The organism is Odoribacter splanchnicus DSM 20712 (assembly GCF_000190535.1).
Classification (GTDB): domain Bacteria; phylum Bacteroidota; class Bacteroidia; order Bacteroidales; family Marinifilaceae; genus Odoribacter; species Odoribacter splanchnicus.
The window spans coordinates 1,446,848-1,471,674 of the sequence record NC_015160.1 but is presented as its reverse complement, the minus strand read 5'-3'; the positions used below and the strand labels follow the sequence as shown (position 1 = coordinate 1,471,674).

The window sequence follows — 24,827 nt, the reverse complement described above, 5'->3', positions numbered from 1 at the left end:
TAGATTTTACTGAGTTATCTTTTTTTCCGGGTCAGGAGGAATAAAAACAAAGGGACCCCTAAAAATGAGGTCAGTATACCGACCGGTAGAATGATCGGGGAGAGGATCGTGCGGGCGACCGTGTCACACAGTAACAGAAACATTCCTCCGAAGATTGCAGAACCGGGAATTAAAAATTCTTCGTTATCTCCGATGCATTTCCTGACGATGTGGGGAACGACGAGTCCGACAAAGGCGATCACTCCGAAAAAAGACACAGCTACGGCAGTGATCAGCGAGGTGACGACCATCCCGGTCATCCGGGTATGTTGCGGATAGACACCCATACTCTGTGCATAATCGTCGCCTGAACAAAGCACCTTATAGTCCCAGCGTTTCAGATAGAAGTAGATCAGGGCCGGAATCAGTGCGACGATTAAAAAGAGTAATTTCGACCAGTCACTACGTCCCAGATCGCCGAAGTTCCAGAAAACGATCGAAGCCAACTGTACGTTGTTCGCTACGTATTGCATGACCGCAATGCCGGCACCGAACAGGGAGTTAATGATCACTCCCGAAAGGATGATCGTTTCGACCGAGGCCTGTTTGCCCCTGATGATGATCAGAATGATAGCCAATCCCAACAGACTGCCTAAGAAGGCTGAAAGGGTAATGACATATGGATTGGTGATCATAAAGAGGTCTGAAGACCGGGTAATGCCGGCTCCGGCTCCCAGAAATACAATCCCGAACGAGGCTCCGAAGGCTGCTGCATTGGATATCCCCAGCGTATAGGGGGAGGCCAGGGGATTGCGTAACAAAATTTGCATGATCGCTCCTGATAGCGATAGGATAATCCCGGTAATTACGGCTGCCAGCATACGTGGTAACCGGATATTTAACAAGATCTGCCGGTTCATTTCCGTGCCTTCGTTTTGTACGATCGCCCATAGCTCCTGCCAACCGATTCGGTGTGAACCGATGATCAGGGAGACGATACCGGTAACGGCCAATAATAAAACCATCGCAGAGATAAAGCGGCGGTTTCTGGCCCGGTACCTTTTATATTGTGTTAAAACTTCGTTACTCATGATTTTCTTTTCCGTCGAAAATATTTTGGTAGGGACCCCAATGTTGGAGCAAAGAATCTGCAATCGGAGCTCCGACGAACATCGTCATAATTTCGTCGGTTTTGCCGCGCATCGTTATTTCCCCGAAGTGTTCCGGGAAAAGTACTTTACCGGCATACCAGGCATTGACTAGCATGACGTCGAAATTGGAATGATGGTTGTTATAGGGCCAAAGGGTATAAATCTGTTTGTTTTCATAGGCTTTAAGCAGGCGGTTGAGTCCCTGACGGGTTTTAAAATCTTCCTGTACCAATGGCCAACCGCCGACATCGATAAAGATCACATCGGGATTCCAGTCGATCAGTTGTTCCCAGTCGATATAGGTCCCTGTTATCGGGGATACGTAGGTCGAATCGAGTTCAGAAGCCACATTGTCGGCTTCCAGATAATCCAGGGCAGCATAATAAGGATCTGTAGAAGTGATACCCTTTTGTCCTTTATAGGAAATGCCGCCGACATAGACTTTGGCAGATTTATCTGTACCGGCGGTTCGGGCTTGAAGATCTGCAATCTGCTCATCGATAAAACCGATCAGCGAATCGACCTTGTCTTCGGTATGCAGGACCTGGCCGATCAGTTGAAGTGAATTGTAAAATGTCGGACGGTTTCTACCCAGATCACCGTATTCAATGGTAAATACGGGAATTCCCGTCTGTTTCTGCAGAGCATCCGCCTCTCCGGCAGTGGTCGAAGTCATAAATATCACATCCGGTCCGGCTGCCATAATGAGTTCTGGATCTCCCCCCATACCCGGACCGATGATCGGTAGCCTGGCCAGATCGGGATGGGCGAAAATATGAGTAAATTCATTGGGACGTGTTTCCTGTTCTTCCACTCCGCAAATCAACGGGGCTCCTCCCGCATAAGTAACCAACCGGATTGCGGAAGACCGGATACAGACCAGTTGACGGATCGTATCGGGCAGCGCCACTTCCCTTTGTAATGCATCGGTTAAAAGCCGGGTAGGACGCTTGTTTTTAACGTTCTGCCCCTTACACGAAAACAGGAGAAGACTGACAATAAATAAATAGTGCAACCATTTCATATATCGTGATTTTTATCGGTTGATGTTAACAGCCACTTTGATATTCATTAAACGACCGGCGGACATATAATCTTTGGTGTTCATGTATCTGTTGTCGAACATATTGATGATTTCCCCACCGACATAAAGCCGGTGGTCGAAAAACCATTTGGATACCTGTGCATCCCAAATCGTAAAGCCATCGATGGCTGCCGAATTATCTTCGGTGGTATATTGTTTGGATTTATATCGTCCCCGGAACATGACATCTGCAATCCCGCCGGTCCACAGCACATATCCCTTTATCTGGTTTTTAGGAGCATAGGTCAGTATTTTATTATTCAGTTCCGGTTTTTCTTTAAAGTCTTTGACTTTCGGGTTATTATACGAATAGTTGAGGTTGATTTTCAAACCATTGAACGGGATATAATTCAGGTCGGCTTCAATGCCTTTTACATCGACTTTAGAAACATTCTGCCGTTGGAATATATCTCTTTTTCCCCACATTTTTTCTCCTGTAGTTACATAATACAGAAAGTCTTTTCCTTTAGCATAGTAGAGAGAAGGGGAGAAAGACAAGTTTTTGGTGAGCCGGAACGTACCGCCGATCTCATAATTATCGATCTGTTCCGGTCCCAATTCCGGATTGGCGATCTTAGGTCCTACCCACATCCATCCTGAACGGCAAAGGTCGTCCAGAATAGATGCCCGGAAACCTTGAGAATAAGAAATATAGGCAGATATGGCTCGGGTGGGGTTATAGCGCAGAGCTACCCGGGGGGAGAGATGTTCCCAACGGTTATTTTTTAGCTTTCCGTTGTAAGTGTTGAAATCGGAGACATTTTCTCCGTTAGCCTCGAACCATCCTTTATGAAAATAAGCATTGTCGTAACGTAAAGCAACCTGTAACCAGATTTTTTTGTTGAAAAGACTGAGTTCATCCTGGGCGAATACAGAGAGGATACGGATGGAGCCTTTGTTGAGTACTTCATCGGTCGAAGTGACGTAATGGTCTCCTCCGTCGATGCTTCCATTCTTAAATTCTCCGCCGAGTGCAAAAGCATTGTGACGTCCTTCGAGTCGCAGGTGCATGATCGCTCCCCAGTCGTCCCGGTGAGATTTTACATCGAAACGCTGATAATCTCCGCCTTTTGTCCGTTCGTCCAATTTGAAATAATCCTGGCGTTGAAAATAAAGTGCTGCCTGGTAAGAAAATTTTCCTTTTTCCCCGTAAAAACGACTTTGGACCCGGTTGTGATTGAAATGGCGGTACTCGCCGTCGGGAGCTTGGATTTTTTCTCCTTCGCCCCGTTTGTCTCTGTACAGGTCATAGGCTAAATCGACATTGAATAGGGCTGTCGGATTGTAGAGGACCTTAGCATATAATCCCCCTTCTTTCATAAAGCGGGCGACACTATAGTCGGGTTCTGTGCGGAGGCTATCCGGGATGTTGTTGAAGCCGTCGCTTTTGTTGTAATAACCGGATAAAAAAATGGCGAACTTGTCGTTTATCCGGCTGGATAGGCCCAGATCGGTTTTCCAGGTATTCAGGCTCCCGTAGGAACCCGAGGCGTTGAGCGAGAAGGGCGAAACCGGTCTTTTGCTGATGATATTGATGACTCCGCCCATAGCGCTATTGCCGTATAAGGAGGATCCCGGACCTTTGAATACTTCGATACGCTGCACATTGTCTATATGAATACTATTCCAGTTTACCGAGCCTTCGTCCGAAGTATTGATGGGAATGCCGTCGAAGAGGACGAGCGTGCGGCCTTGTTCATCTCCGGCCAATCCCCGGATACTGACGTTGGTGTGCATATTGCTGATCCCGTCACTACGTGTTGTGTTCACTCCTGAGAGCATCGAAAGAATGTCGTCGACACTTTGGGCCGGACTGTTACGCAGGAGCAAAGGGGTGACGACATGGATACTGCCGGGGCTCTGACTGATCGGACGTTCGGTTCCCGAGCCCGTAACGACGACTTCTTCCAGGCGTAAAGTCGTATCTGCTTTTGAAGTCTGGCCATAACTTATCGCTACCGTTGAGCTACAGCATAAGAGTATAATTAGTTTTAGAGTTGTCATAAGAAAATACATTGAAATTTCAGAAAAATTGAAACGTGAGTGAATAACCGACCGGTTTTAGTATAAAAACGAGTGTCGGTTCTGTAATCGGTCACTGGCGGGAAGATGACGCTGATACTTCCCGGGTTTTGTATGAGAGGGGGATTGCGTTCGGAACCCCGTAATGATAACTTCTTCCAGGGAATAAGGGCGCTGGCAGATTGAGGGCCTGTAGCTTAAAGGTGATACCTGGTAATCCTGGTTTATAATTTTCTGAAATTTCTTTACTGAGAGACGATATGGCTTTCCTGCTGATAGTTTCTATCACGTCTCTCTTGGCAATGTTGCCATACAGGAAAGGATCGTGTTCGGATTTTAGGATTACGGGTTCCTTTAAGGGCAACCGGACAGCCCCTGATCTTTTTGAATTCATCGTGTTTTGTTTAGATTACTTAAACTCATACGCACCCGGGAAAGGTTTGGTTTTATTCACCCGGAAATTAAAGTAATTTAATATTTATCGGATTATGAATGGATAGATGTGAATGTATATACATGAAAATGAATGCTATATGTATTTGCGACATATGCTCTCTAAGGTTAAGGTAGTCTAAATACCGGAATAACATTTCTCTTTTTGAAACAACTTTAAAATTCCAGCGTAGTTCTCGTGTTAAGGCCGGAAGGAAAAAAGATACTCCTTCTGTATTAAAAAATATTATTTAACATTTAAAAACGGAAAACTATGCATTTAACACCGAAAGAAATTGACAAGCTGATGTTATTGTCATTAGGTGCAATTGCCGCACGGCGTAAGGAAAAAGGGTTGAAGCTGAATTATCCGGAAGCTGTAGCCTACATCAGTTCGGCAGCTTTGGAAGGAGCTCGCGAAGGAAAAACCCTGGAACAGGTGATGACCGATTCCACAAAAGTATTGACCAAAAATGATGTGATGGAGGGAGTGGCCGACATGATCTCTTTGATTCAGGTAGAGGCGGTTTTTACCGATGGTAGCCGTCTGGTAAGTATTCATCAACCGATTAAATAGTAAGATTATGGCAGATATGAATAAGGCAGGTACTCCGAAACAAGCACCCATTGTACCGGGTTTTACTCCGAAACAACATGTGGGAGTCGGAGGAGAGATTTTGAGTGCAGAGCCGATCGAATACAACGAAGGTCGGTATACAGCAAAGATTGTTGTCCACAATACGGGTGATCGTCCGATTCAGGTCGGTTCGCATTTCCATTTCTTCGAAGTGAACCGGTATCTCGAATTCGACCGGGCAAAAGCTTTCGGTTGTCACCTGAATATTCCGGCAACAACAGCTATACGTTTTGAACCGGGTGATGAAAAAGAGGTTGAAGTCGTCGCTTATTCCGGTAAACAGTATGTTATGGGATTCAATGGGTTGGTACAAGGATTTACCGGAGATGAAGATGCTCCGACTTATTATCCGAAACGGATTCAGGCCATCGGGAATGCAAAAAATTTGGGTTTTAAAATCATAGATGAAGCCAGTGCAGAAGCTGACCTCCAGAAAAAGAATCAAAAAACAAAGTAATTATGGCAACAATATCAAGACAACAATATAACGACCTTTACGGCCCTACCGTAGGTGATAAAATCCGTTTAGGAGATACCGATCTGTATGTTGAAATTACAAAAGACCTTTGTGTATATGGCGATGAGGTAGTCTATGGAGGTGGTAAAACCTTACGGGATGGTATGGGCTTGGCAAATACTACGACTTCAGAAGGGGGTACGTTGGATTTAGTCATTACTAATGTAACGATTATCGACCCGATATTGGGGGTGATCAAAGCGGATGTCGGAGTAAAAGACGGTAAAATTGCCGGAATCGGTAAAGCCGGCAATCCGAATATCATGCGGGGAGTTACCCCTGAATTGGTAACAGGAGCTGCTACCGATGCCATTTCGGGAGAACATCTGATTCTGACAGCTGCAGCTATCGACGGTCACGTACACATGATCGCACCGCAGCAAGCCTACCATTGCCTGAGTAATGGAGTCACTACGCTTGTCGGTGGTGGTGTCGGACCGACCGACGGTACCAACGGTACGACTATTACTTCCGGTACCTGGAATATGAAACGGATGTTACAATCCATCGATGGCCTGCCTGTAAACTACGGTTTTCTGGGCAAAGGTAACTGTTCTGTTCGTCGTCCGTTGGTTGAACAAATGTTAGCCGGTGCTTGTGGTTTTAAAATTCATGAAGACTGGGGAAGTACTCCTGCTGCTATTCGGGCTACGATGGCTGTAGCGGATGAATTCGACGTTCAGGTGGCTATTCACACCGATACGTTGAACGAAGGCGGATATGTGGAAGATACGATCGCTGCTATCGATGGACGTACGATTCATACTTATCATACTGAAGGTGCCGGTGGCGGACACGCTCCCGACTTGTTGAAGGTGGCTTCTCTGGCGAATGTACTTCCGTCTTCTACCAATCCTACGCTGCCGTTCGGTATCAATTCCCAGGCTGAGTTGTTCGATATGATTATGGTATGTCACAACCTGAATCCGAAAATTCCGTCCGACGTTGCTTTTGCAGAAAGCCGGGTACGTCCCGAAACTCAGGCTGCTGAAAATATACTGCACGATCTGGGGGTTATCTCGATGATTTCTTCCGATTCTCAGGCTATGGGACGTGTAGGTGAAAACTTTTTACGTGCTTTCCAGATGGCAAGTTATATGAAACAGGTGAGGGGAAAGTTGGCAGAGGATTCTGCTGATAACGATAACTTCAGGGTATTACGCTATTTGGCAAAATTGACGATTAACCCGGCTTTGACTTATGGTTTCTCGGAAGTGTTAGGGTCTGTCGAGAAAGGCAAAATGGCCGACCTCGTATTGTGGGAACCGGCATTTTTCGGTACTAAACCTAAATTAGTCATCAAAGGGGGAATGATCAACTGGGCGAATATGGGTGACCCGAATGCTTCTTTGCCGACACCACAGCCTGTATACTACCGGCCGATGTACGGCAGCTTCGGTTCGGCTATGCCGAAGAGCTGTATTTCTTTTGTATCCCGGGCTTCTCATGATGCCGGTATTAAAGAGAAATACGGGTTGCAACGGATCGTTTATCCGGTACACGGTTGCCGTCAGATCGGTAAACCACATATGGTACTCAACGGAAATATGCCTAAGATCGATGTCAATCCCGAGACTTTTGAAGTGTTTATCGATGGCCGGCAGGCTTATGTTAAACCGGCACAGAAGTTCTCTTTGGCACAACTCTATTGGTTTAGTTGATCCGAAGGTTTATCGAACAATTTATTCACCGATGAGGAAGTGCCTTTGTAACCTTTCGATTGCACTTCCTCTATAAAATTCTTTTTATGAAAATATTTTCTGAAGTCATAGGAAATATGACAACTGACCCGCAATGGGCGGAGAAATTGAAAAACACAAAAATCGAATACCTGGAGCTGGATCAATGGACGGCTCAGAAAAGTCGCTTCATTGCTAAAGGTTCGGACGGACAGGAATATGCCGTCGCTTTGAAGCGTCACAGTCAGATCGAAAATGGGGATATACTCGAATATGACCCGGAGCGGAAAGTGGCCATCGTGATACGTATCGCATTGAAACCGGTATTGGTCGTCGAATTGAAAAAGATTGCAGCGAAAACACCTGAAGAGATTATTCGTCGTTGTGTCGAACTTGGGCATGCCGTTGGTAACCAACATTGGCCGGCTATCGTGAAGGGTACAAAATTATATATCCCTTTGACTGTAGACAAGAAGGTGATGACCAGTGTAATGGATACCCATCATTTTGAAGATATTACCTATGAATTTCAGACCGGGTTGGAAGTGATCCCTTTTCTGGCACCACATGAAATCAGGCAACTGTTCGGGGGAAGTTCGCAGGAGATCACCCATCATCACGATGCCGTACACGGGTACGATCATACACACGATCACGAACATTCCCACCGGCATGAATACGGGGAGGTACATTCATAATTACTATACAAACTACCGAAATCTTAACCCTGAAAATATAACATGATGATTGATGAGATTACCCGATTGATGCGTTTACTTGAATTTTCGGATTCTGCTTTTCCGGTGGGAACGTTTTCTTTTTCTAATGGGCTGGAAACGGCTGCATTCGAAGGGATCGTATACGATGCTCAAACGCTTGAACAATATACCCGTACGGCTCTCCGTCAGACCATTTACAGTGATGCTATAGCGGCCCTGATCGCTTTTCGGGCTGCTGCCGGCGGAAACTATAAGACGATTCTGGAGGCTGACCGGCAAATCATCCTTTGTAAAATGAATGCGGAAGCCCGGCTGATGTTGATCCGTATGGGGAAAAAAATGGCCGAAATTTGTACTCAGATTACCGATAGTCCCTGGATGAGCCGTTGGTTGGAAGATATTCGGGCAGAACGAACACCGGGAACCTATCCTGTAGCACAAGCGATTTATTTTCAGCAAAATGGTTCTACAGAGAAAGATCTGTTCGTGGCTATCGAGTATGGAGCGATCAATATGATTCTCAATGCGGCTTTACGGTGTGTCAAAGTTTCCCACTATGAGACCCAGGCTATCCTTTACCGGCTTTGTACGGAGGCGGCAGAAAATTATAAAATCGTGCGTGAACTGAACTTTGAAGATATGCAGGCTTTTGCCCCCGAAATGGACGTCATCGCTTCGCTGCATGAAAAAGGGAAGATGAGGATGTTTATGAATTAAAATCTAAAAAATTGAAATTATTATGAGCAATACATGCAGAATTGGCGTCGGCGGACCGGTTGGTTCCGGGAAAACAGCTTTGATCGAAGCCATTACTCCTTATTTTTTGAAATTGGGTTTACAGGTTTTGATTATTACCAACGATATCGTGACCACCGAAGATGCCAAACATGTCCGTAAAATGTTGAAAGGTTATCTGGCAGAAGAACGGATTATCGGTGTCGAGACCGGTGCTTGTCCCCATACGGCCGTACGGGAAGACCCTTCGATGAATATTGCCGCTGTCGAGGAAATGGAAACTAAATTTCCCGATAGCGACGTCGTATTGATCGAATCGGGAGGAGATAACCTGACTTTGACTTTCAGTCCTGCGCTGGTGGACTTTTTTATTTATGTGATCGATGTGGCTGCCGGTGATAAAATCCCGCGTAAAGACGGTCCCGGAATTTCCTATTCGGATATACTGGTCATTAATAAAACCGATCTGGCTCCTTATGTACATGCCGATCTGGAAGTAATGCGCCGTGATTCTGAATTGATGCGTCCGGGAAAGCCTTTTGTGTTCACCAATTGTATGACCGGTGAAGGTATTAAAGAGTTGGTTACTCTGATCCGGGATATGGCCTTGTTCGACCGTGTTTCGGAAAAAGAGGTTGAAGAGATGAAAGTATGAACGATTATACGACATGTAGAGAATTGAAGCCTTATCTCGAACCGACGAAGGCGATGCGTTTAGGTGCACCGGGAAAATTCGGTTCGCTGGATCTGGTATTCGAGTTGGATAAAGACAAGAAGTCGGTTATGCGGCATTGGGACAGGCGGGCTCCGCTCATTGTACAGCAAGAATTGTACTTTGACGAGGGGATGCCTGAAATGCCCTGTGTTTATATTCTGTCGTCAGGAGGGCCGAATGTGGATGGGGACCGCTATGAAAACCGTTTTACCGTCCGTAAGGATGCTTATGCCTATATATCTACCGGTGCAGCAACGAAAATTGCCGAGATGGTATATAATTTTTCAGGACTGAAACAGTGCTTTGTATTGGAAGAGAATGCCTATCTTGAATATATGCCCGAAGCGACTATCCCTTGCCGTCACAGTCGTTATATTACTGATACGGATATCGAAATCGATCCGACTGCGACTTTATTCTATTCGGAGATCTATATGGGAGGAAGGAAATATTACGGAGAAGGGGAATTGTTCGAATACGACTTGCTATCGGTTTGTACACGGGCCCACCGACCCGACGGTACGCTTCTGTTCCGTGAGAAATTGGTTGCCGAGCCTTTCCTGAATCCTGTACGGGCTATCGGAACGATGCATGATTATGATGTTTTTGCCAATGTCGTTGTATTGACTCCTCCTCAGGAAACTTCCCGGATTTATGAGCAGACAAAAGCTTATATCGACCGTCAGGAAGATATTGCAGTCGGAATAAGTCATCTGCCGAATGACTGTGGGTTGATATTCAAAGTGTTGGGGAAAGAAACCTCTCCGGTGAAGAAAGTTGTCCGGCAATTTTGTTCAACTGTACGAATGCAAGTCAAGGGTAAACCTTTACCTGAAGAGTTTGCCTGGAGATAAAAATGAAAAACAAAAATTATGGAAACACAAGCAGCAACTTTGCCAAGAGTATTTTCTTTTGGTTTTTGGAAAATCCTGTGTAAAGGAACAGGACAGGTGATGTTCCAGGATAATGCCTGGACCGGATTATTCTTTTTAGCCGGGATTTTCTACGGCTCTTATGTAACGGGTAATCCGGCAGTGGCTTGGGGGGCTTTGGCCGGTGTATTTATGTCCACGATTACCGGATATCTCCTGAGGTATCCCGCAGAGAAAGGAACTGCCGGACTTTGGGGATTCAACGGGGTTTTGGTCGGATGTGCCTTACCGACATTTTTAGGGAATGTACCCTTAATGTGGTTGGCCATTGTTATCTTTTCCTCTATGACAACCTGGGTCATGGTCGGATTGAACCATTTATTGGCTCCTTATAAAGTGAGTTCGTTTACTTTTCCTTTTGTGTTGACCACCTGGTTCGTACTGATGGCTGCGCGGATTATGCACGGACTGCCCGATTCCGGATTAGGTGCTCCCGAATTGCCCGGTAATTTTTCTTCGGCATTCGATACCGGTTTTAAAGACTTGGTGATCTATTGGCTGACTGGAATCGGGCAGGTTTTTCTGATCAAATCCTGGGTGACCGGATTGTTGTTTTTGATCGGATTGGCGATCAGCAACTATTGGGCTGCCATTTGGGCTGCTATCGGATCTGCCCTGGCATTGGCCGTTGCCATTTTGTATCAATGTAACGGTGGGGATATCGCCAGCGGTTTGTTCAGCTTTAGTCCGGTGCTTACTGCTATAGCGTTGGGAATGACTTTTTATCAGGTCAATTGGCGGACCGCCATCTGGACTTTGCTGGGAATCTTCGCTACCGTATTTATTCAGGCCGGTATGGATACTTTCTTTTCTCCGTTGGGGATTCCGACATTGACCGGTCCGTTTTGTGTGGCAACCTGGTTGTTCCTGTGGCCGCATCTGAATCTGGATAAAAAGATATTACAACAAGGATAGAGAAATTTCAGATTTATGGTAGAGAGTCAAAAATTACCGGAATATAACATGGATACGATGCCTTTACGTAGAGGGCATATCCTTATTTTAATGATTGCCTCTGCCGGACAGTTTTTTGGTGGGGCATTGGCTATTTTGGTGGGTGTTATCGCTCCCTTGATCGCCATGACCCATCATCCTGGATTATCTCCCTGGTTGCAGGGGTTTATCTTTGCTTGCGGATTGATCGGTATAATGCTGGGGTCTTTGTTTTTCGGGCGGTTCAGTGATAAATACGGGTATCTTTTCTTTTTCCGGCTTTGTCCGCTGGTCATTGCCGGGGCTTCGCTGGGTGTTTATTTCAGTCATTCTCTGGTGGTATTGACGGTCTGTTTGCTACTGATCGGTTTTGCGATAGGCGGGGCGTATGCTTTAGATCCTTCGTATGTTTCAGAGATTATGCCTAAAAAATGGAAGCGGACCATGTTGGGAATTTCCAAGGCTACTTCTGGTTTAGGAAATATCGGGATGATCCTGGTGGCTTGGTATGTATTGAAAGAATCTTCCGATCCGGAGATTTGGAATCATTTGTTTTTATTTCTGACATTTTTTGCTGTCGTCACTTTTCTGGCTCGTCTCTGGTTTGTGGAGAGCCCTGAATGGCTGGCTCTTCATGGGAAAGTAGAGGAAGCTGAAAAGAATGTCAAACATTTTCTGGGGCAGGATGTGTACATCGGTGAGTTGGCCAGTAAAAAAGATAAGACAACCCGGCCCCAATCTTCCCGCCGGGATATTTTTGCCCGGGGAAATATAAAACGGATTGTTCTCAGCGGTATTCCGTGGGGATGTGAAGGCATGGGAGTATACGGTATCGGTATATTTACTCCTGTGTTGTTACTGACCTTAGGATTGATTCCCGAAAGCGGCAAAGCTTTCCCCAGGGTGGTCGAATCTTTGCGTTTTACGTTTTATATCAACGTCTTCGTTATGTTGGGGTTTATCATCGGATTGACTATCGTCCGAAAACTGAACCTGCTCCATGCCCAGACCTTCGGTTTCTTTCTTTGTGCTCTCGGATTATTCGTCACCCTTTTAGGGTATATCTATCAGGCACCGTTGGGAGTGACCTTAGGCGGATTCTTATTATTTGAACTGGCTTTAAATGCCGGGCCGCATCTTTCCACCTTCGAATTACCGAGCCGGATTTATACTTTACAGGAGCGGGCGAGTGGAGAGGGGATTGCCTCTGCATTAGGTAAATTGGGGGCTATTATCGCTACCTTTATTATCCCTCCGTTACTGCAACTCGGGGGAGGTAAACTGGTTTTAATCGTAGCGATTGCTGTGCTCGTATTGGGAGGAGTGATTACCCTGCTTGTCGGACCTTTGGTATTGAAGCATTTACCGGAGAAAGTTTAATTGTTAAATTATAAAATTTGAAACTATGTTTAAAGCGATGTTGATTGCCGGGGCAGGAGGATTTATCGGTACTTGCCTGCGTTATTTGGTAGGTAAATTAGCTCATTATGTTTTTTCTTCTCCTTTTCCATGGGGAACTTTTGCAGTGAATATTATCGGTAGTTTTGTCATCGGAATATTCTTCGGTATGGCTGAAAAAGCTCACCTGATTTCTGCCAATATGAATGTATTTCTGATCACCGGTTTCTGTGGTGGTTTCACTACGTTTTCGTCCTTTGCCGACGACATGTTTTTACTGATGCAGAATAAACATTGGGGGTATTTTTCGGCTTATCTGGTATTGAGTATTGTATTGGGAATTGTTTTAGTATGGTTAGGACGTAGTGTCGTAAAACCGGCTTGAATCAGTCCGAAGTTTATAAAATTCGTAAAGTTTGTAAAGTATCGGATCTTATCGGTATGTGACGATTGGGCGAAACCGAAGCTTTATAAACTTTACGAATCCTGCTGTGGCTATATTGAACCGCTTATTTCTCCCATACTTTCAGGATTTCCACGACATACACTTTATGGAAATTTCCCTGTGCTCCATACCATTTGTCTGGCAGACTTTTATCGATAAAATGCTCGGGAGATAACAATTGGCCGTATAGTTTGCGGCATTCGAGGGTCAGACGGGCTTGTTCGAAGGTCACGTTACCATCCGGGGTCGTTAGGGGAAGCAGTCCGCTCTCTTTGATTTTGTCTGTATCACGCCCGGATTTACTTCCACAAATGTTGTATATAGAACGGTTACCACTACCCAGGAAAGAAAGTGTCAGCATGTCGTTCTTTTCTATAAATTCGTAAGTGTAACGCTCGGGCCGGATAAAGATAAAAGCAACTGCTTTGTTCCAGAGAAAACCGATACCACCCCAACTGGCTGTCATCGTATTGAATTTTTCTTTTGAACCGGAAGTCACCAACATCCATTCTTTACCGATCGCTTCAAAAAAATTTTCAGTCAGATCTTTTATTGCTAGTTCTTGCATCATTTATTGTTTTTGTGTTCACGTGGGTAAAGTTATTAAATTGTGAATAGAATATCAAAGAAATATTCGATAGATTATTCTATCTTTGGCTGCCGAACAAGGTTGGTGTGACGAATGACCGATTAAAGTAAAAATAATGAGAGCGCTGAAGATATGGGGGATGACTATGGTGGTAGTCATTGCCGTTTTAGGACTGTATATTTATCAAAATAACCGGGAGTATCAAATCATACTCTTGAATACCAATGATAGTCACGGTAGCATTTTGCCTGTGGATAGTGTGGGGGGAATGGCTGAGCGGGCTACTTTTATCCGGATGGTGAGAGAGAAGAATCCTTATGTGCTCCTGGTCGATGCCGGGGATATCAATACCGGGCAAGCTATTTCGAATAGGGCGGATGCAAAGCCCGATATCTTGGCTTACAATTACATGGGATATGATGCTGTTACTGTAGGGAATCATGAATTCGATAAACCCCTGAACGTTTTGTTGAAGCAGATGCAATGGGCCGAATTTCCTTTTGTGACGTCTAATATCCAACGGAATGGAACTCCGTTGGGAGTAGAATATCTGATCAAAGAAATAGGAGGAGTGAAAATAGGAATCTTTGGATTGACTACGAAGAATACAGAAAATGTCAGTATCCATGCCGGGGAAGTGACTTTCGAAAATGAGGTGATGGCGGCGCGGAAAGTGGTTAAGTTATTGAAAAAGCAACAGGTAAACCTGATTATCGGTCTGGTTCATCTCGGATTTACCGAGTCGGCACCCGGTTTTATCACTTCTTACCGATTGGCACAGGAAGTAGACGGTATCGATATTTTGGTCGACGGACATTCACATTCTTTTATCGAGCGGCCGGAGCATATCCATAAGACGACGATCGTTACGGCTAATCAGAGTGGAAGATACGTCGGTGAAGGTATTATAAGAATGAAAAAAGGACGTTTTGTAGGATTTTATTGGAAACCGGTATTGATAAAAGGATTTCAGCCGGATTCTGTTTTGAGCCTGCAATTGCGGCCTTATGTCGAAGCGGCGGAGAAGGATTTGGCAACCGTCGTAGGGGAGGCTACCGAAGAATTTTCCCTTTTTCAGGATGGAGAGAATCTGGCCCGTTATGGCGAGACGGCTTTGGGAGATCTGGTAGCCGATGCTTTAAAATGGAAGGCCGGGAAGTTGAATCTGAAGGTCGATTTTGCTTTGACTAATTCCGGTGGTATCCGGGAAAGCCTGCCTGCCGGTAAAATAACCAAAGGAGATGTTTTGGCCGTATTACCTTTTGATAACGTCCTCGAGGTGGTAGCCTTATCCGGTAGTGAAGTCCGGCGATTGTTCGATTATATCGCCTCTATCCCTTTGGGCAACGGAGCTTTTGCTCAGGTGTCCCGTGAGGTACGGGTGGTTTACGATTCCGGGCGGGTGAGAACATTGACGATAGCCGGCCGGCCTATTGAAGACGATAAAATGTATTATATGGCTACCTGTGATTATGTTGCGGCCGGGAAAGATGGCTATGAGGCTGGATTGGAAAATATTACAGGGAGGGAAAATACCTCCCGCTCTCTATCGGATGTGCTGATCGAATATATTCAGACGAAGGGAAAAATAATCCCCCGGGTGGATGGTCGGATCAAATTTACCGATTAGAAGAATCAGGTTCTTGGGCAGAACCGGGATTTTGTCCCGCTTTCAATATATGGTTCATGAAATGTCCGTATTCTTCTTCCGTGATTTCCAGTTCTAAGAGGATTTTTTTCTTTTTTACCGGATGAGGAGAAGATTTTTTTTCTTTTTCCATGCGGATAAGTTTGTTATTTTCTGCCAGGCAATCGGAAAAATATTGAAAGAAATCCGTGTTTAATGCCATGGAAATATCGTAAAGTAATGACGTATCTATGATTTTTCGTTTAAAAATGTTGTATGCGATGGTTCTGTCTTTTTGAATTTGCTGAGCGAAATAAGCTACAGACCACCCTGTCTTTTTAAACACAAGCCGTATTCTCTCCCCAATATCGATTCCTGGATTCATAGTCTCGTTTTATCCTTTTTTCTTTGTTATACGGAAAACTTTCATTTCTGTTGCCGGCGTTTCTTGACGGAATATCGTGTAACAGTAAAGGGTAGAAAACGTATCATCAGTGTGACTTATTTAAAAAGAGAAGCTATGGAATATAATGTGAAGCATGATGAGAAGCGCCATCGTTTCGAATACGACCGAAACGGCTTGATGGCTTTTGTAGAGTACGACCTGGAGGATGGAGTGATGGATATATTTCATACCCTTGTTCCGATACCGATGGAAGGTATGGGAGTTGGATCGGCTTTGATGAAGTACGCACTGGATTATGCCCGGGATCACCATTATAGTGTGATCCCGAACTGTGCTTTTGCTCAAGCCTTTTTATTGAGGCATACGAATTATCGGGATTTGATCAGTTAAGCACTGATTTCGATCCGGTTGTTGTCCGGGTCCAGAATCACACTTTCGTAAAAACCGTCTCCGGTTGTGCGGGGTTCACCGATGACCTTGTACCCTGCCTGCCGGAGACGCTCTGTCAGTCGATCGACCTGATCTTTACTCCCCGTTGAAAAGGCAAGATGGGCAAAACCGATGAATTCCCGGTCTTCACTATTCCGTACCTGGTCTACATCTGTCCGGGACATGATTTCCAATGTACATCCTCCTTCGAAATGAAGCATGTAAGATTCAAAACCTTTTTTCGGATTTATATACTTTGCATGGGACTTCCCTTGAAAATAGGTGGTATAGAAACTCCTCAATACTTCTAATTGTTTGGTCCAGATTCCGATGTGTGTAATTTTCATGGTGTGTTGAAATTATTTTATACATGTTGCCGGGCAGTTTCATATTTTCTGGAGAAAAGGACCAGTAGTATAAAACCGACGAGGGCAAAGAAGGTTCCGAGCAATGCCGGATAGCGGTAACTTAAACCGGCTTGTAACGGTAATCCTCCGCAATATGCTCCGATAGCGTTTCCAAGATTAAAAGCGACCTGTACGCTGGCTGCCCCTAACATTTCTCCTCCGGGGGAGAAACGGATGAGTAAAACTTGCTGAGGACTCGAAAGGGCGAATAGTCCGGCAGTACAGAGGCACATTAAAATGACCGACAACCAGGAGATAGAAGCGAGGAAATAGATCAGTAACAGTAAAATGGAGAGACAGCCCTGCGTGAAAGCTGCTACCCGTCCCGGGGTGAAACGGTCGGAAAGCCGGCCGCTGACCAGGTTGCCGACGACCATTCCGAAGCCGGCCAATACCATCAATAGCGTGATACTCTCAGGACGAAAGCCGGACACGTGAGTCAGTAAGGGGTTGATGTAGCTATACCAGCAAAATACACCTCCGTTACCGAGCATGGTCGCTCCTAAGATTAACCAGGGAGCCGGTGATTTCAAAAAACGGAACTGTCCCTTGAAACCGGTATCGGGTAGTTTTTCTACCTGAGGCACCCAGCGCCAGATATAGTAGAGGATAAGCACTCCCCAAACGCCTACCAATAAAAAAGTCATCCTCCAGGAAATCGCTGCACTCAGCGAAGTGCCCAGGGGTACACCGAATAAATTAGCCACCGTCATACCGGCTATCATGATCGATACGGCTTCCGATCCTTTTCCTTTGTCGGCGAGTTTTTCAGCAACGATAGAACCGACACCGAAATAAGCACCGTGGGGTAAACCTGAGATAAATCTCCCCAACATCAAAATCCAATAGTTGGGCGCAGAAGCTGCAATGATATTTCCCAGCATAATCATACTCACCAATACCAATAGAATATTTTTCAACGGATATTTGCGGGCGATGATCAGAAGCGGAGCGCCTACACATACCCCGATCGCATAAGCCGATATCAGATGCCCTGCAGTAGCGATACTGATATTTAAAGCTTTGGCAACATCGGGCAAAATGCCCATCATGACAAATTCGGCAATCCCTAATCCTAATGTGCCGAAAGCTAAAGCGATAAGACTCTTTTTCATTGTAATCAAATTTTCGGAGTGCAAAAATAATACGTTTCTTTACAGAAGAATTTGATCTATATCAAAAAATAAAGTTGTATCTAAGTGTTTGGTATACTCCGGATGGTGGATAGAAGTATGGTTTTTAGTTACAGGGAAAGCAAGGGGTTCAGAAGTTTGCCGGGGTGGTTGTGATTAGGGAAGGGGATTGGTTTAGACGCTTTTAAAACGTACCAATAACCTTGATTTGTCGGGGTAGGGGATTATAATATGATATATGCAGTCCCTGTGATTTTATACAAAACCTAAAATTAAAAAAATCGGAAGTGATAAAATAGATCCTTCTTTTCTTGATATTGCGACTTATTTTATAGTTTGGTAGGGTGGAATTGGATTATTAAATCTGGTCCTCAGGGGGGATTTAAATAAGTGAAAGACATCTTCGGTTTAGGAATATAATTTCATCACACGATAGGTGAATATGTTTTTTGTAAATGTGAATTCTAATCGGCAAAGGGATGGAAATAATCATGTTAAACCGATTTATTGACGATCTGCGATAGTTGTGAGTGGGAGAAGATGGCTTTCTTTCCGGAAGAGGCGGCTGGAGCTGATTTGGTTATTTCTTGGTCGGCCGATTGCCGACTCACCGCTGATGGAGTTCTGGTTCACTTGAATGTGAAGGATAGTCAGGTAACTTTGAGAGGTATCTGCGTTAACGGAGGTAAAATTGTCTGTCCGAAAATTGAAATCGAAGTAGATGGATTTGGAGTATTTTTTTACGATGGGCTGTAACAAATCGGGAGGAGAATGGGTTTAATCGGTAAATAGTAAATATGATATCGATGAAACCTGTTTTAAGTTTTGGCCGGATTATGTTAGGTTTGGCCTATGTTGTTTATGGGTATTTGCATTTTGCACATACTGCTGCAGATGCGGCTATGGTACCTCAGGGCGTAGGACGTCCGGTGGTATGGGTGATTTTGATCGGAATCTGTTGGTGGGCGGTAGCACTGAGTTTTTTTACCAATATTCTGACGCGTTTGAGCGGAGTACTGGCATCGGTCTTGCTGTTTTTTGTTCTGTTTTTTGCAATTTTGCCTGATTTCCATGGGGTTAGTTCTTGGCTTTCGATGGCTTCGGTGTTGGGGCTGATCGGCGGGTCGTTACAGGTAGCTGCTTATGGGGAAATGTGGTATAGGCGTAAAAATCGGGGATGATATGAACAGACAACTTTTACATCGCTTGGGTGGAATATTCGATACCCACCAGATTCTCGCTTCCGATCTTTACCGGGAGATTTATTCCCGGGACGGTTCTTACTTCGATATCAAACCGGAAATCATCGTTCGGCCCGATACCCCGCAGCAGGTACAACAGTTGCTGGCTATCGCTTCGGAGGCCGGGGTGAACGTCACTTTCCGTACCGGAGGGACTTCGTTGTCGGGACAGAGTGTTAATGAAGGGATTATCTGTGAATTGCGTACGGCCTGGAAGAAGAGCGAGGTACGTGATCATGGACGGAAAATCTGGTTTGAGCCGGGGTTGACCGCTCATCAGATCAATACGATATTGAAAAAATACCAGACAAGAATCGGGCCGGATCCTGCTTCGGCTATAGCGGCTATGATGGGGGGAATACTTTCGAACAACAGTAGTGGGATGCAGACCGGAACGCGTTATAATTCCTACCATACTTTAAGTGCTATCGAGTTTATGTTGGCTAACGGCCATCGCTACAATAGTAGTGTTGCTGCTGATCGGCAACGCTTTGAGCAGGAGGAAGAATGGTTATGTCAGGGGTTGTTGCGGATACGGGAACAAATCCTGAAGAACGATGAAATCCGTAACCGGATTATCGAAAAATATAAGATCAAGAATGTAACCGGGTACAGCATGAATGCTTTCGTCGATTTCGAACACCCGATGGATATTTTCGCTCATCTGCTGATCGGTGGGGAGGGTACTTTGGGATTTATCGTTTCGGCGGAGTTGAACACCTTGCCGCTGATGCCTGTGTATAGTTCGGCGATGCTTTATTTCAAGGATGCTACGCAAGCGGCGGCTTCTGCAGCTCTCCTCGGAGAAAGTGGGGCGGTATCGGTAGAGATGATGGATTATGCTGCCCTCAGCAGCCTGGGAAACCGTCCGGAATTACCCCGGGGGACGACAGCTATGCTGATCGATTATGGTGCACAGTCGCCGGAAGAAATGCAGGATATGGTAAAACGTCTACAGCCCCGGCTGAAGAAATTGGATGGTATGGTCGATATGGAAGAGTTCACCCATACGGTGAGCGAGCGGGAAAAGCTGTGGGAGGTCCGTAACGGCATTTTTCCTTGTGTTGCAGGGGCTCGTATTCCGGGTAATGCCGTGGTACTCGAAGATGTGGCTGCTCCGGTTGGAAAACTGGCTGATCTGGTTGGAGGATTACAGCAGTTATTCCGAAAACATGGTTATGAAGGTTCTATTTTCGGACATGCCCGCGATGGAAATGTACATCCCTTGGTGACTTCGGGGATGGAGACTGTAACCGAGGTCAATAACTTTTCCCGCTTTATGGAAGGAATGGTCACACTGGTACTTTCGCTCGACGGTTCGCTAAAAGGTGAACACGGTACCGGGCGTGCTGTCGCCCCTTTTGTCGAGCGGGAGTGGGGAACTGAAATTTACGCTATGATGCAGGAACTGAAAAGACTGGCAGATCCGAAGGGTATACTGAATAAAGGAGTGATCCTGAATGAAGATCCGGATGCCCATTTACATTCGATCAAGAAGATGACACTTTTTGCCGGGGAGTTGAACTATAAAAAGGCCGATACATGTATCGAATGTGGGTTTTGTGAGCATGTTTGTCCTTCTCGTTATGTTACGCTAACACCTCGCCAGCGATTGCAGGCCCGACGAATTATTGAACGGACCGGTAGCAGGGAGCTGGAAAAAGAATATGACTATATCGGCGAACAGACCTGTGCGGCGGATGGGATGTGTCAGGTGCCTTGTCCTATGGGGATCAGCACGGCTGTGGTCACCGATGCTATCCGGGCTAAAAAGGCAACTCCCGCAGAGTCGGATATCCTGCACTACGGAGCAGAACATTTCGGAGCGGTGGAAACCGACCTGCGTGCTATGTTGAAGGTGGCTGTAGGTACGGAACGGGTTATTTCACCTTATCCTCTGCTTTGGGCTACCGATTTTTTACACAGGATATCGCATCAGGTGCCTCATTGGTCGTCTCATTTTCCGATGCCCCGAAAATTACATTACCGGGAAGAAGCGAATCCCGATTTTGTTTATTTCCCGGCTTGTGTCACCCGTATTTTCGGTGCTTCGGGTTTGCATAAAGACGATTTGATCACAGTAGTACTGCGGTTGGCCGGTAAAGCCGGGATTCGGGTAAGTCTGCCAGAAGAGGCGCATGGGTTGTGTTGTTCACAGATTTGGGAACATAAGGGAAATCCTGCGGGACAGCGGTTGACCGCCAACCGTACGATAGAAAGTTTTTATAAATGGTCGGGCGGAGGACGGATTCCGATATTCTGTGATACCACTTCGTGTACACATACACTGTTGTTTGAAACCGGTGGGGACATACTTACCCCCGAAAACCGGGAGAAATACAAGCAATTGAAAATCATGGATATCACACAATGGCTCAAAGAAGTTGTTTTACCCCGAATCAAAGTTATTCGCCCGAAAAATCGGATTTTACTTCATCCGACCTGTTCCTGTCAGATCATGGGACTTACTCCGGTGTTGCTCGATATTGCCCGTAAATGTGCCCGGGAAGTTATATTACCTGACAATTGGGGATGTTGCGGGGCTTCCGGTGACCGCGGTTTCATTTTTCCGGAGTTGTCTGATTCGGCAACCCGGGATGAACGGGATGAAATTGGCCATGAATCGTTCGACGGTTGTTATTCTTTGGCACGGACCTGTGAGATTGCGATGCAGGACCATATCGAACAACCGTATGAGTCGATCGTTTATCTGGTGGATGAGACAATTCAGGACCAGGGAACGTAGGTATGAGGTCCTGGTGTAAATATGCATGGAGCATTTTTTTCTTTGTAAAGGTGATCTTTCAACCGAATCAGGGAATGCAGATCCGATTCCCTGTATTCATTTTTTTATTTGTGGTTATTATGTTATTTTTGCAAAAATAAATGAAATATGTAGTGGTGTCTGTGATTTCAAATTACTATGAAAGTACAAATAGAAGAAAGCTGGCGGAGACAATTACAGGAAGAGTTCGATAAACCCTATTTTGAGCATTTAGTGGGATTTGTGAAAGAGGAATATGCGCGTTATACGGTTTTCCCTCCGGGAAGTCGGATTTTTCATGCTTACAATACTTGTCCTTTTGAAAAGGTAAAGGTAGTCATTCTGGGGCAGGATCCCTATCACGAGCCGGGGCAGTATTACGGACTTTGCTTTTCGGTGATGGACGGAGTTCCTTTCCCGCCTTCGTTGGTAAATATTTTCAAAGAGATACAGAACGATCTGGGGAAGCCTATTCCCTGTTCGGGACGTTTGGAGCGCTGGGCGGATCAGGGAGTATTATTGATCAATGCCATTCTGACCGTACGGGCACATCAGGCCGGTTCGCATCAGGGAAAAGGCTGGGAAGAGTTTACGGATGCCGTGATCCGGCGACTGAATGATGAACGGGAGCATATCGTGTTTATGTTGTGGGGGGCGTATGCTCAGAAAAAAGGGGTTTTTATCGACCGTACTCGGCATTGTGTACTGACGGCTCCCCATCCTTCCCCGCTGTCTGCAGACCGGGGCTTTTTCGGATGCAAGCATTTCAGTAAAGCCAATGCCTATTTCCGGAGTAAAGGATTGGCAGAAATCGAGTGGTGATTCTGATTATAAGAACTATTTTATATTTTTGTGCGGTTTAATATGAAAAATAGGAAGGAAATGAAAAAATGGATGTTAGTGGTTCTGGTGTTGGCCGGAAGTGTGAGCTGGGGACAGGCTCAGATAAAAATCGGAAACCGTACGATCAATACGAAGAAAGTGTTGAATGCGGCTTCGGAAGTGGCTTCTGCCATTACCTTGTCGGATGAGGATGTAGCTGCTTTGTGCCGTGAGTCGGTGAAATGGATGGATGAGCAAAATCCGGTTTCAGACCCCGGATCGGCTTATTCTAAACGTTTGGATTCGCTGATGAAAAAAGTAGGGGAGATAGAAGGTTTGAAATTGAACTATAAGGTATATGAGGTGGTGGATATCAATGCGTTTGCTTGCGGAGACGGGAGTATTCGGGTATTTTCGGCCTTGATGGACCTGATGGATGACGACGAACTGATGGCAGTTATCGGTCATGAAATCGGTCATGTCGTACATACCGACAGTAAGGATGCCATGAAAAATGCCTATTTGGCTGCTGCTGCAAAGAGCGCGGCAGGAGCTGCAGGAGGAGTATTGGAAAAATTGACCGATTCACAACTGGGGGAGATTGCCCAAGCCTTGTCGAATGCTCAATTTTCACAAAAACAAGAAACTGAAGCCGATGAATATGGGTTTGAATTTTGTATCAAACATGGTTTCGATCCTTATGGGATGGCTAATGCACTGGAGAAGTTGAATAATTTGTCCGAGGGACAAAAGGCATCTAAATTTCAGCAGATGTTTTCTAGTCATCCCGATAGTGCCAAACGGGCGTCCCGGATGAAAGAGAAAGCGGATGCTTATCTGAATAAATAGAATCCCTGACTAACGGCGGGGCCGGGGCTGGTGTGGCGTGAGAAATGATTGAGTTTGATGAAGTGCCCGAAGATCTTTTGTTGTTGTTCCGGGAGATACCGTTACGAACTGTGATGGTTTGCGTGTTTCAAGGTTGGTCATATGGATAAAATATAAAAAATATTTTCGTCTGTTTATTTCTTTTGAGGTTGTAGTTGCGGAATAACGATTGTTCAAAAACTTTACTGAGTTATTTCCGTTCAACTCAGAAAAACAAGCAGATGAAAATTGCAATTAGTGGAGCGACCGGTTTTATCGGTACACATTTAACCCGTTATTTATCGGGACAGGGGCATGAAGTGACAGGACTTGGACGGAAATGGTTCGGTCGGGGAAATGCCGATCATTTGGCAAAGTTGATGGAAGGAATGGATGTCGTTATTAATTTGGCAGGAGCCCCTGTCAATCATCGTTGGACGACGGCATATAAACAGGAATTGTACGATAGCCGGATCATTCCTACACGTATGCTGGTCGATGCGATTAACCGGACTGACCGGGTTCGGCTTTTTATTTCGGCTTCGGCGGTAGGATATTACCCTTCCCGGGGCTGTTACGATGAATATAGTCATGTGAAAAGCGATGGTTTTTTGGCCGGATTGTGTAGGGCTTGGGAAGCAGAGGCTGGACTGATCCGGAAGTCGGCCAGATTGATCATTACGCGTTTTGGGGTGGTATTATCCCCTGAGGGTGGGGCTTTTCTGCAACTTATCCGTCCTTTGCAGAGTAGATTGGCAACGGTGATCGGGTCCGGGAATCAACCTTTTACCTGGATTGCTCTAACTGATTTGATCGGGGCAATGGGATTTGTGATCGACCAGCCCGGATGGAGTGGGGTTTTTAATTTTGTGACGCCGGAGCAGACGACTAACGCTGCTTTTACCGCTGCTTTGGCCCGACGGTATCATGCCCGATTAACCGTAAAACTCCCGACTGTTTTTTTTCGATTGTTTTATGGGGAGGGGGCTGTTTTGCTGACCGAGGGCCAATGTGTGAAACCTACCCGTTTGCTGGAAAAGGAATTTCAGTTTCAGGCACCTACTGTAGAGGCTTTTTTTAAGCGTATATAGAGTAAATATCTCGGTTGAAATGGGAGAGACCGATGATTCTTTTTTAATTTTGTTGCAGGTATAAAAATGAATA

Annotated in this window: 25 protein-coding genes; 18 read left to right on the top strand and 7 right to left on the bottom strand. The window is 45.5% G+C overall.

Annotated elements, in window-relative coordinates:
* Nucleotides 1-14: 14 nt before the first annotated feature.
* Genes ODOSP_RS06190 through ODOSP_RS06180 form a run of 3 tightly spaced genes read right to left on the bottom strand, consistent with a single transcriptional unit; the run spans nucleotide 15 to nucleotide 4,218 of the window.
* Entirely contained in the window at nucleotides 15-1,070 is a 1,056-nt protein-coding gene (locus tag ODOSP_RS06190; protein WP_013611518.1) for a FecCD family ABC transporter permease, read from the bottom strand.
* A complete protein-coding gene (locus tag ODOSP_RS06185; RefSeq protein WP_013611517.1) occupies nucleotides 1,063-2,154 on the bottom strand; it encodes an ABC transporter substrate-binding protein in 1,092 nt (363 codons plus the stop codon). The genes ODOSP_RS06190 and ODOSP_RS06185 overlap by 8 nt, the downstream gene beginning before the upstream one ends.
* 12 nt (nucleotides 2,155-2,166) lie before the next feature.
* Nucleotides 2,167-4,218, bottom strand: a complete 2,052-nt coding sequence (locus ODOSP_RS06180) for a TonB-dependent receptor plug domain-containing protein (RefSeq protein WP_228026177.1) — start codon at nucleotides 4,216-4,218, stop codon at nucleotides 2,167-2,169.
* Nucleotides 4,219-4,942: 724 nt separating this feature from the next.
* On the opposite strand from ODOSP_RS06180, the gene ODOSP_RS06170 reads away from it, so the two are divergent.
* The 10 genes from ODOSP_RS06170 to crcB all read left to right on the top strand — a co-directional run bounded on the left by ODOSP_RS06170 (nucleotide 4,943) and on the right by crcB (nucleotide 13,318).
* Nucleotides 4,943-5,245 carry an urease subunit gamma gene (locus tag ODOSP_RS06170; RefSeq protein WP_013611515.1) on the top strand — a complete coding sequence of 101 codons (303 nt, stop codon included), beginning with the start codon at nucleotides 4,943-4,945 and terminating at the stop codon, nucleotides 5,243-5,245.
* 7 nt (nucleotides 5,246-5,252) lie between these two features.
* Nucleotides 5,253-5,762: an urease subunit beta gene (locus tag ODOSP_RS20575; RefSeq protein WP_013611514.1), complete on the top strand. Its 510-nt coding sequence runs from the start codon at nucleotides 5,253-5,255 to the stop codon at nucleotides 5,760-5,762.
* Nucleotides 5,763-5,764: 2 nt separating this feature from the next.
* The gene (locus ODOSP_RS06160; RefSeq protein ID WP_013611513.1) at nucleotides 5,765-7,483 is read left to right on the top strand and encodes an urease subunit alpha; all 1,719 of its coding nucleotides are present in this window, start codon (nucleotides 5,765-5,767) and stop codon (nucleotides 7,481-7,483) included.
* Nucleotides 7,484-7,569: 86 nt separating this feature from the next.
* Nucleotides 7,570-8,199 (top strand): urease accessory protein UreE, encoded by a 630-nt coding sequence (gene ureE, locus ODOSP_RS06155; protein WP_013611512.1) that lies wholly within the window; start codon nucleotides 7,570-7,572, stop codon nucleotides 8,197-8,199.
* Between the two features lie 42 nt (nucleotides 8,200-8,241).
* The gene (locus ODOSP_RS06150) at nucleotides 8,242-8,937 is read left to right on the top strand and encodes an urease accessory protein UreF (protein WP_013611511.1); all 696 of its coding nucleotides are present in this window, start codon (nucleotides 8,242-8,244) and stop codon (nucleotides 8,935-8,937) included.
* A gap of 22 nt (nucleotides 8,938-8,959) precedes the next feature.
* Complete coding sequence (gene ureG / locus ODOSP_RS06145; protein WP_013611510.1) at nucleotides 8,960-9,610, top strand: urease accessory protein UreG; 651 nt, start codon at nucleotides 8,960-8,962, stop codon at nucleotides 9,608-9,610.
* Nucleotides 9,607-10,524: an urease accessory protein UreD gene (locus ODOSP_RS06140; RefSeq protein ID WP_013611509.1), complete on the top strand. Its 918-nt coding sequence runs from the start codon at nucleotides 9,607-9,609 to the stop codon at nucleotides 10,522-10,524. Before ureG ends, ODOSP_RS06140 begins: the two co-directional genes overlap by 4 nt.
* Before the next feature lie 18 nt (nucleotides 10,525-10,542).
* The gene (gene yut / locus ODOSP_RS06135) at nucleotides 10,543-11,517 is read left to right on the top strand and encodes an urea transporter (protein ID WP_013611508.1); all 975 of its coding nucleotides are present in this window, start codon (nucleotides 10,543-10,545) and stop codon (nucleotides 11,515-11,517) included.
* Nucleotides 11,518-11,532: 15 nt separating this feature from the next.
* Complete coding sequence (locus tag ODOSP_RS06130; RefSeq protein WP_013611507.1) at nucleotides 11,533-12,915, top strand: MFS transporter; 1,383 nt, start codon at nucleotides 11,533-11,535, stop codon at nucleotides 12,913-12,915.
* Between the two features lie 25 nt (nucleotides 12,916-12,940).
* A complete protein-coding gene (gene crcB / locus ODOSP_RS06125) occupies nucleotides 12,941-13,318 on the top strand; it encodes a fluoride efflux transporter CrcB (RefSeq protein ID WP_013611506.1) in 378 nt (125 codons plus the stop codon).
* Nucleotides 13,319-13,442: 124 nt separating this feature from the next.
* Here crcB and ODOSP_RS06120 read toward each other — a convergent pair whose 3' ends face one another.
* Nucleotides 13,443-13,946, bottom strand: coding sequence for a flavin reductase family protein (locus tag ODOSP_RS06120; RefSeq protein ID WP_022159692.1), 504 nt, complete (start codon nucleotides 13,944-13,946; stop codon nucleotides 13,443-13,445).
* Between the two features lie 136 nt (nucleotides 13,947-14,082).
* On the opposite strand from ODOSP_RS06120, the gene ODOSP_RS06115 reads away from it, so the two are divergent.
* A complete protein-coding gene (locus ODOSP_RS06115) occupies nucleotides 14,083-15,597 on the top strand; it encodes a bifunctional metallophosphatase/5'-nucleotidase (protein ID WP_013611504.1) in 1,515 nt (504 codons plus the stop codon).
* Here the strand turns inward: ODOSP_RS06115 and ODOSP_RS20025 are convergent.
* A complete protein-coding gene (locus tag ODOSP_RS20025; RefSeq protein ID WP_013611503.1) occupies nucleotides 15,587-15,979 on the bottom strand; it encodes a hypothetical protein in 393 nt (130 codons plus the stop codon). The genes ODOSP_RS06115 and ODOSP_RS20025 overlap by 11 nt on opposite strands.
* A 135-nt stretch (nucleotides 15,980-16,114) precedes the next feature.
* On the opposite strand from ODOSP_RS20025, the gene ODOSP_RS06105 reads away from it, so the two are divergent.
* Nucleotides 16,115-16,390, top strand: coding sequence for a GNAT family N-acetyltransferase (locus ODOSP_RS06105; RefSeq protein WP_013611502.1), 276 nt, complete (start codon nucleotides 16,115-16,117; stop codon nucleotides 16,388-16,390).
* Here ODOSP_RS06105 and ODOSP_RS06100 read toward each other — a convergent pair.
* Together ODOSP_RS06100 and araJ are read right to left on the bottom strand one after the other, a co-directional pair.
* Nucleotides 16,387-16,776: a VOC family protein gene (locus tag ODOSP_RS06100; RefSeq protein WP_013611501.1), complete on the bottom strand. Its 390-nt coding sequence runs from the start codon at nucleotides 16,774-16,776 to the stop codon at nucleotides 16,387-16,389. The genes ODOSP_RS06105 and ODOSP_RS06100 overlap by 4 nt on opposite strands.
* A gap of 17 nt (nucleotides 16,777-16,793) precedes the next feature.
* A complete protein-coding gene (araJ, locus tag ODOSP_RS06095) occupies nucleotides 16,794-17,951 on the bottom strand; it encodes an MFS transporter AraJ (RefSeq protein WP_041556479.1) in 1,158 nt (385 codons plus the stop codon).
* A 525-nt stretch (nucleotides 17,952-18,476) separates the two neighbouring features.
* On the opposite strand from araJ, the gene ODOSP_RS06090 reads away from it, so the two are divergent.
* The 6 genes from ODOSP_RS06090 to ODOSP_RS06065 all read left to right on the top strand — a co-directional run bounded on the left by ODOSP_RS06090 (nucleotide 18,477) and on the right by ODOSP_RS06065 (nucleotide 24,754).
* Entirely contained in the window at nucleotides 18,477-18,725 is a 249-nt protein-coding gene (locus ODOSP_RS06090) for a hypothetical protein (RefSeq protein ID WP_022159695.1), read from the top strand.
* A 50-nt stretch (nucleotides 18,726-18,775) separates the two neighbouring features.
* The gene (locus ODOSP_RS06085; RefSeq protein WP_013611499.1) at nucleotides 18,776-19,150 is read left to right on the top strand and encodes a DoxX family protein; all 375 of its coding nucleotides are present in this window, start codon (nucleotides 18,776-18,778) and stop codon (nucleotides 19,148-19,150) included.
* A gap of 1 nt (nucleotide 19,151) precedes the next feature.
* Nucleotides 19,152-21,956: an FAD-binding and (Fe-S)-binding domain-containing protein gene (locus tag ODOSP_RS06080; protein ID WP_013611498.1), complete on the top strand. Its 2,805-nt coding sequence runs from the start codon at nucleotides 19,152-19,154 to the stop codon at nucleotides 21,954-21,956.
* 177 nt (nucleotides 21,957-22,133) lie between these two features.
* Nucleotides 22,134-22,796, top strand: a complete 663-nt coding sequence (gene ung, locus ODOSP_RS06075) for a uracil-DNA glycosylase (protein WP_013611497.1) — start codon at nucleotides 22,134-22,136, stop codon at nucleotides 22,794-22,796.
* Nucleotides 22,797-22,856: 60 nt separating this feature from the next.
* Nucleotides 22,857-23,645 carry a M48 family metallopeptidase gene (locus tag ODOSP_RS06070; protein WP_013611496.1) on the top strand — a complete coding sequence of 263 codons (789 nt, stop codon included), beginning with the start codon at nucleotides 22,857-22,859 and terminating at the stop codon, nucleotides 23,643-23,645.
* Nucleotides 23,646-23,905: 260 nt separating this feature from the next.
* Nucleotides 23,906-24,754: a TIGR01777 family oxidoreductase gene (locus ODOSP_RS06065; protein WP_013611495.1), complete on the top strand. Its 849-nt coding sequence runs from the start codon at nucleotides 23,906-23,908 to the stop codon at nucleotides 24,752-24,754.
* The last annotated feature ends 73 nt before the right edge of the window (nucleotides 24,755-24,827 follow it).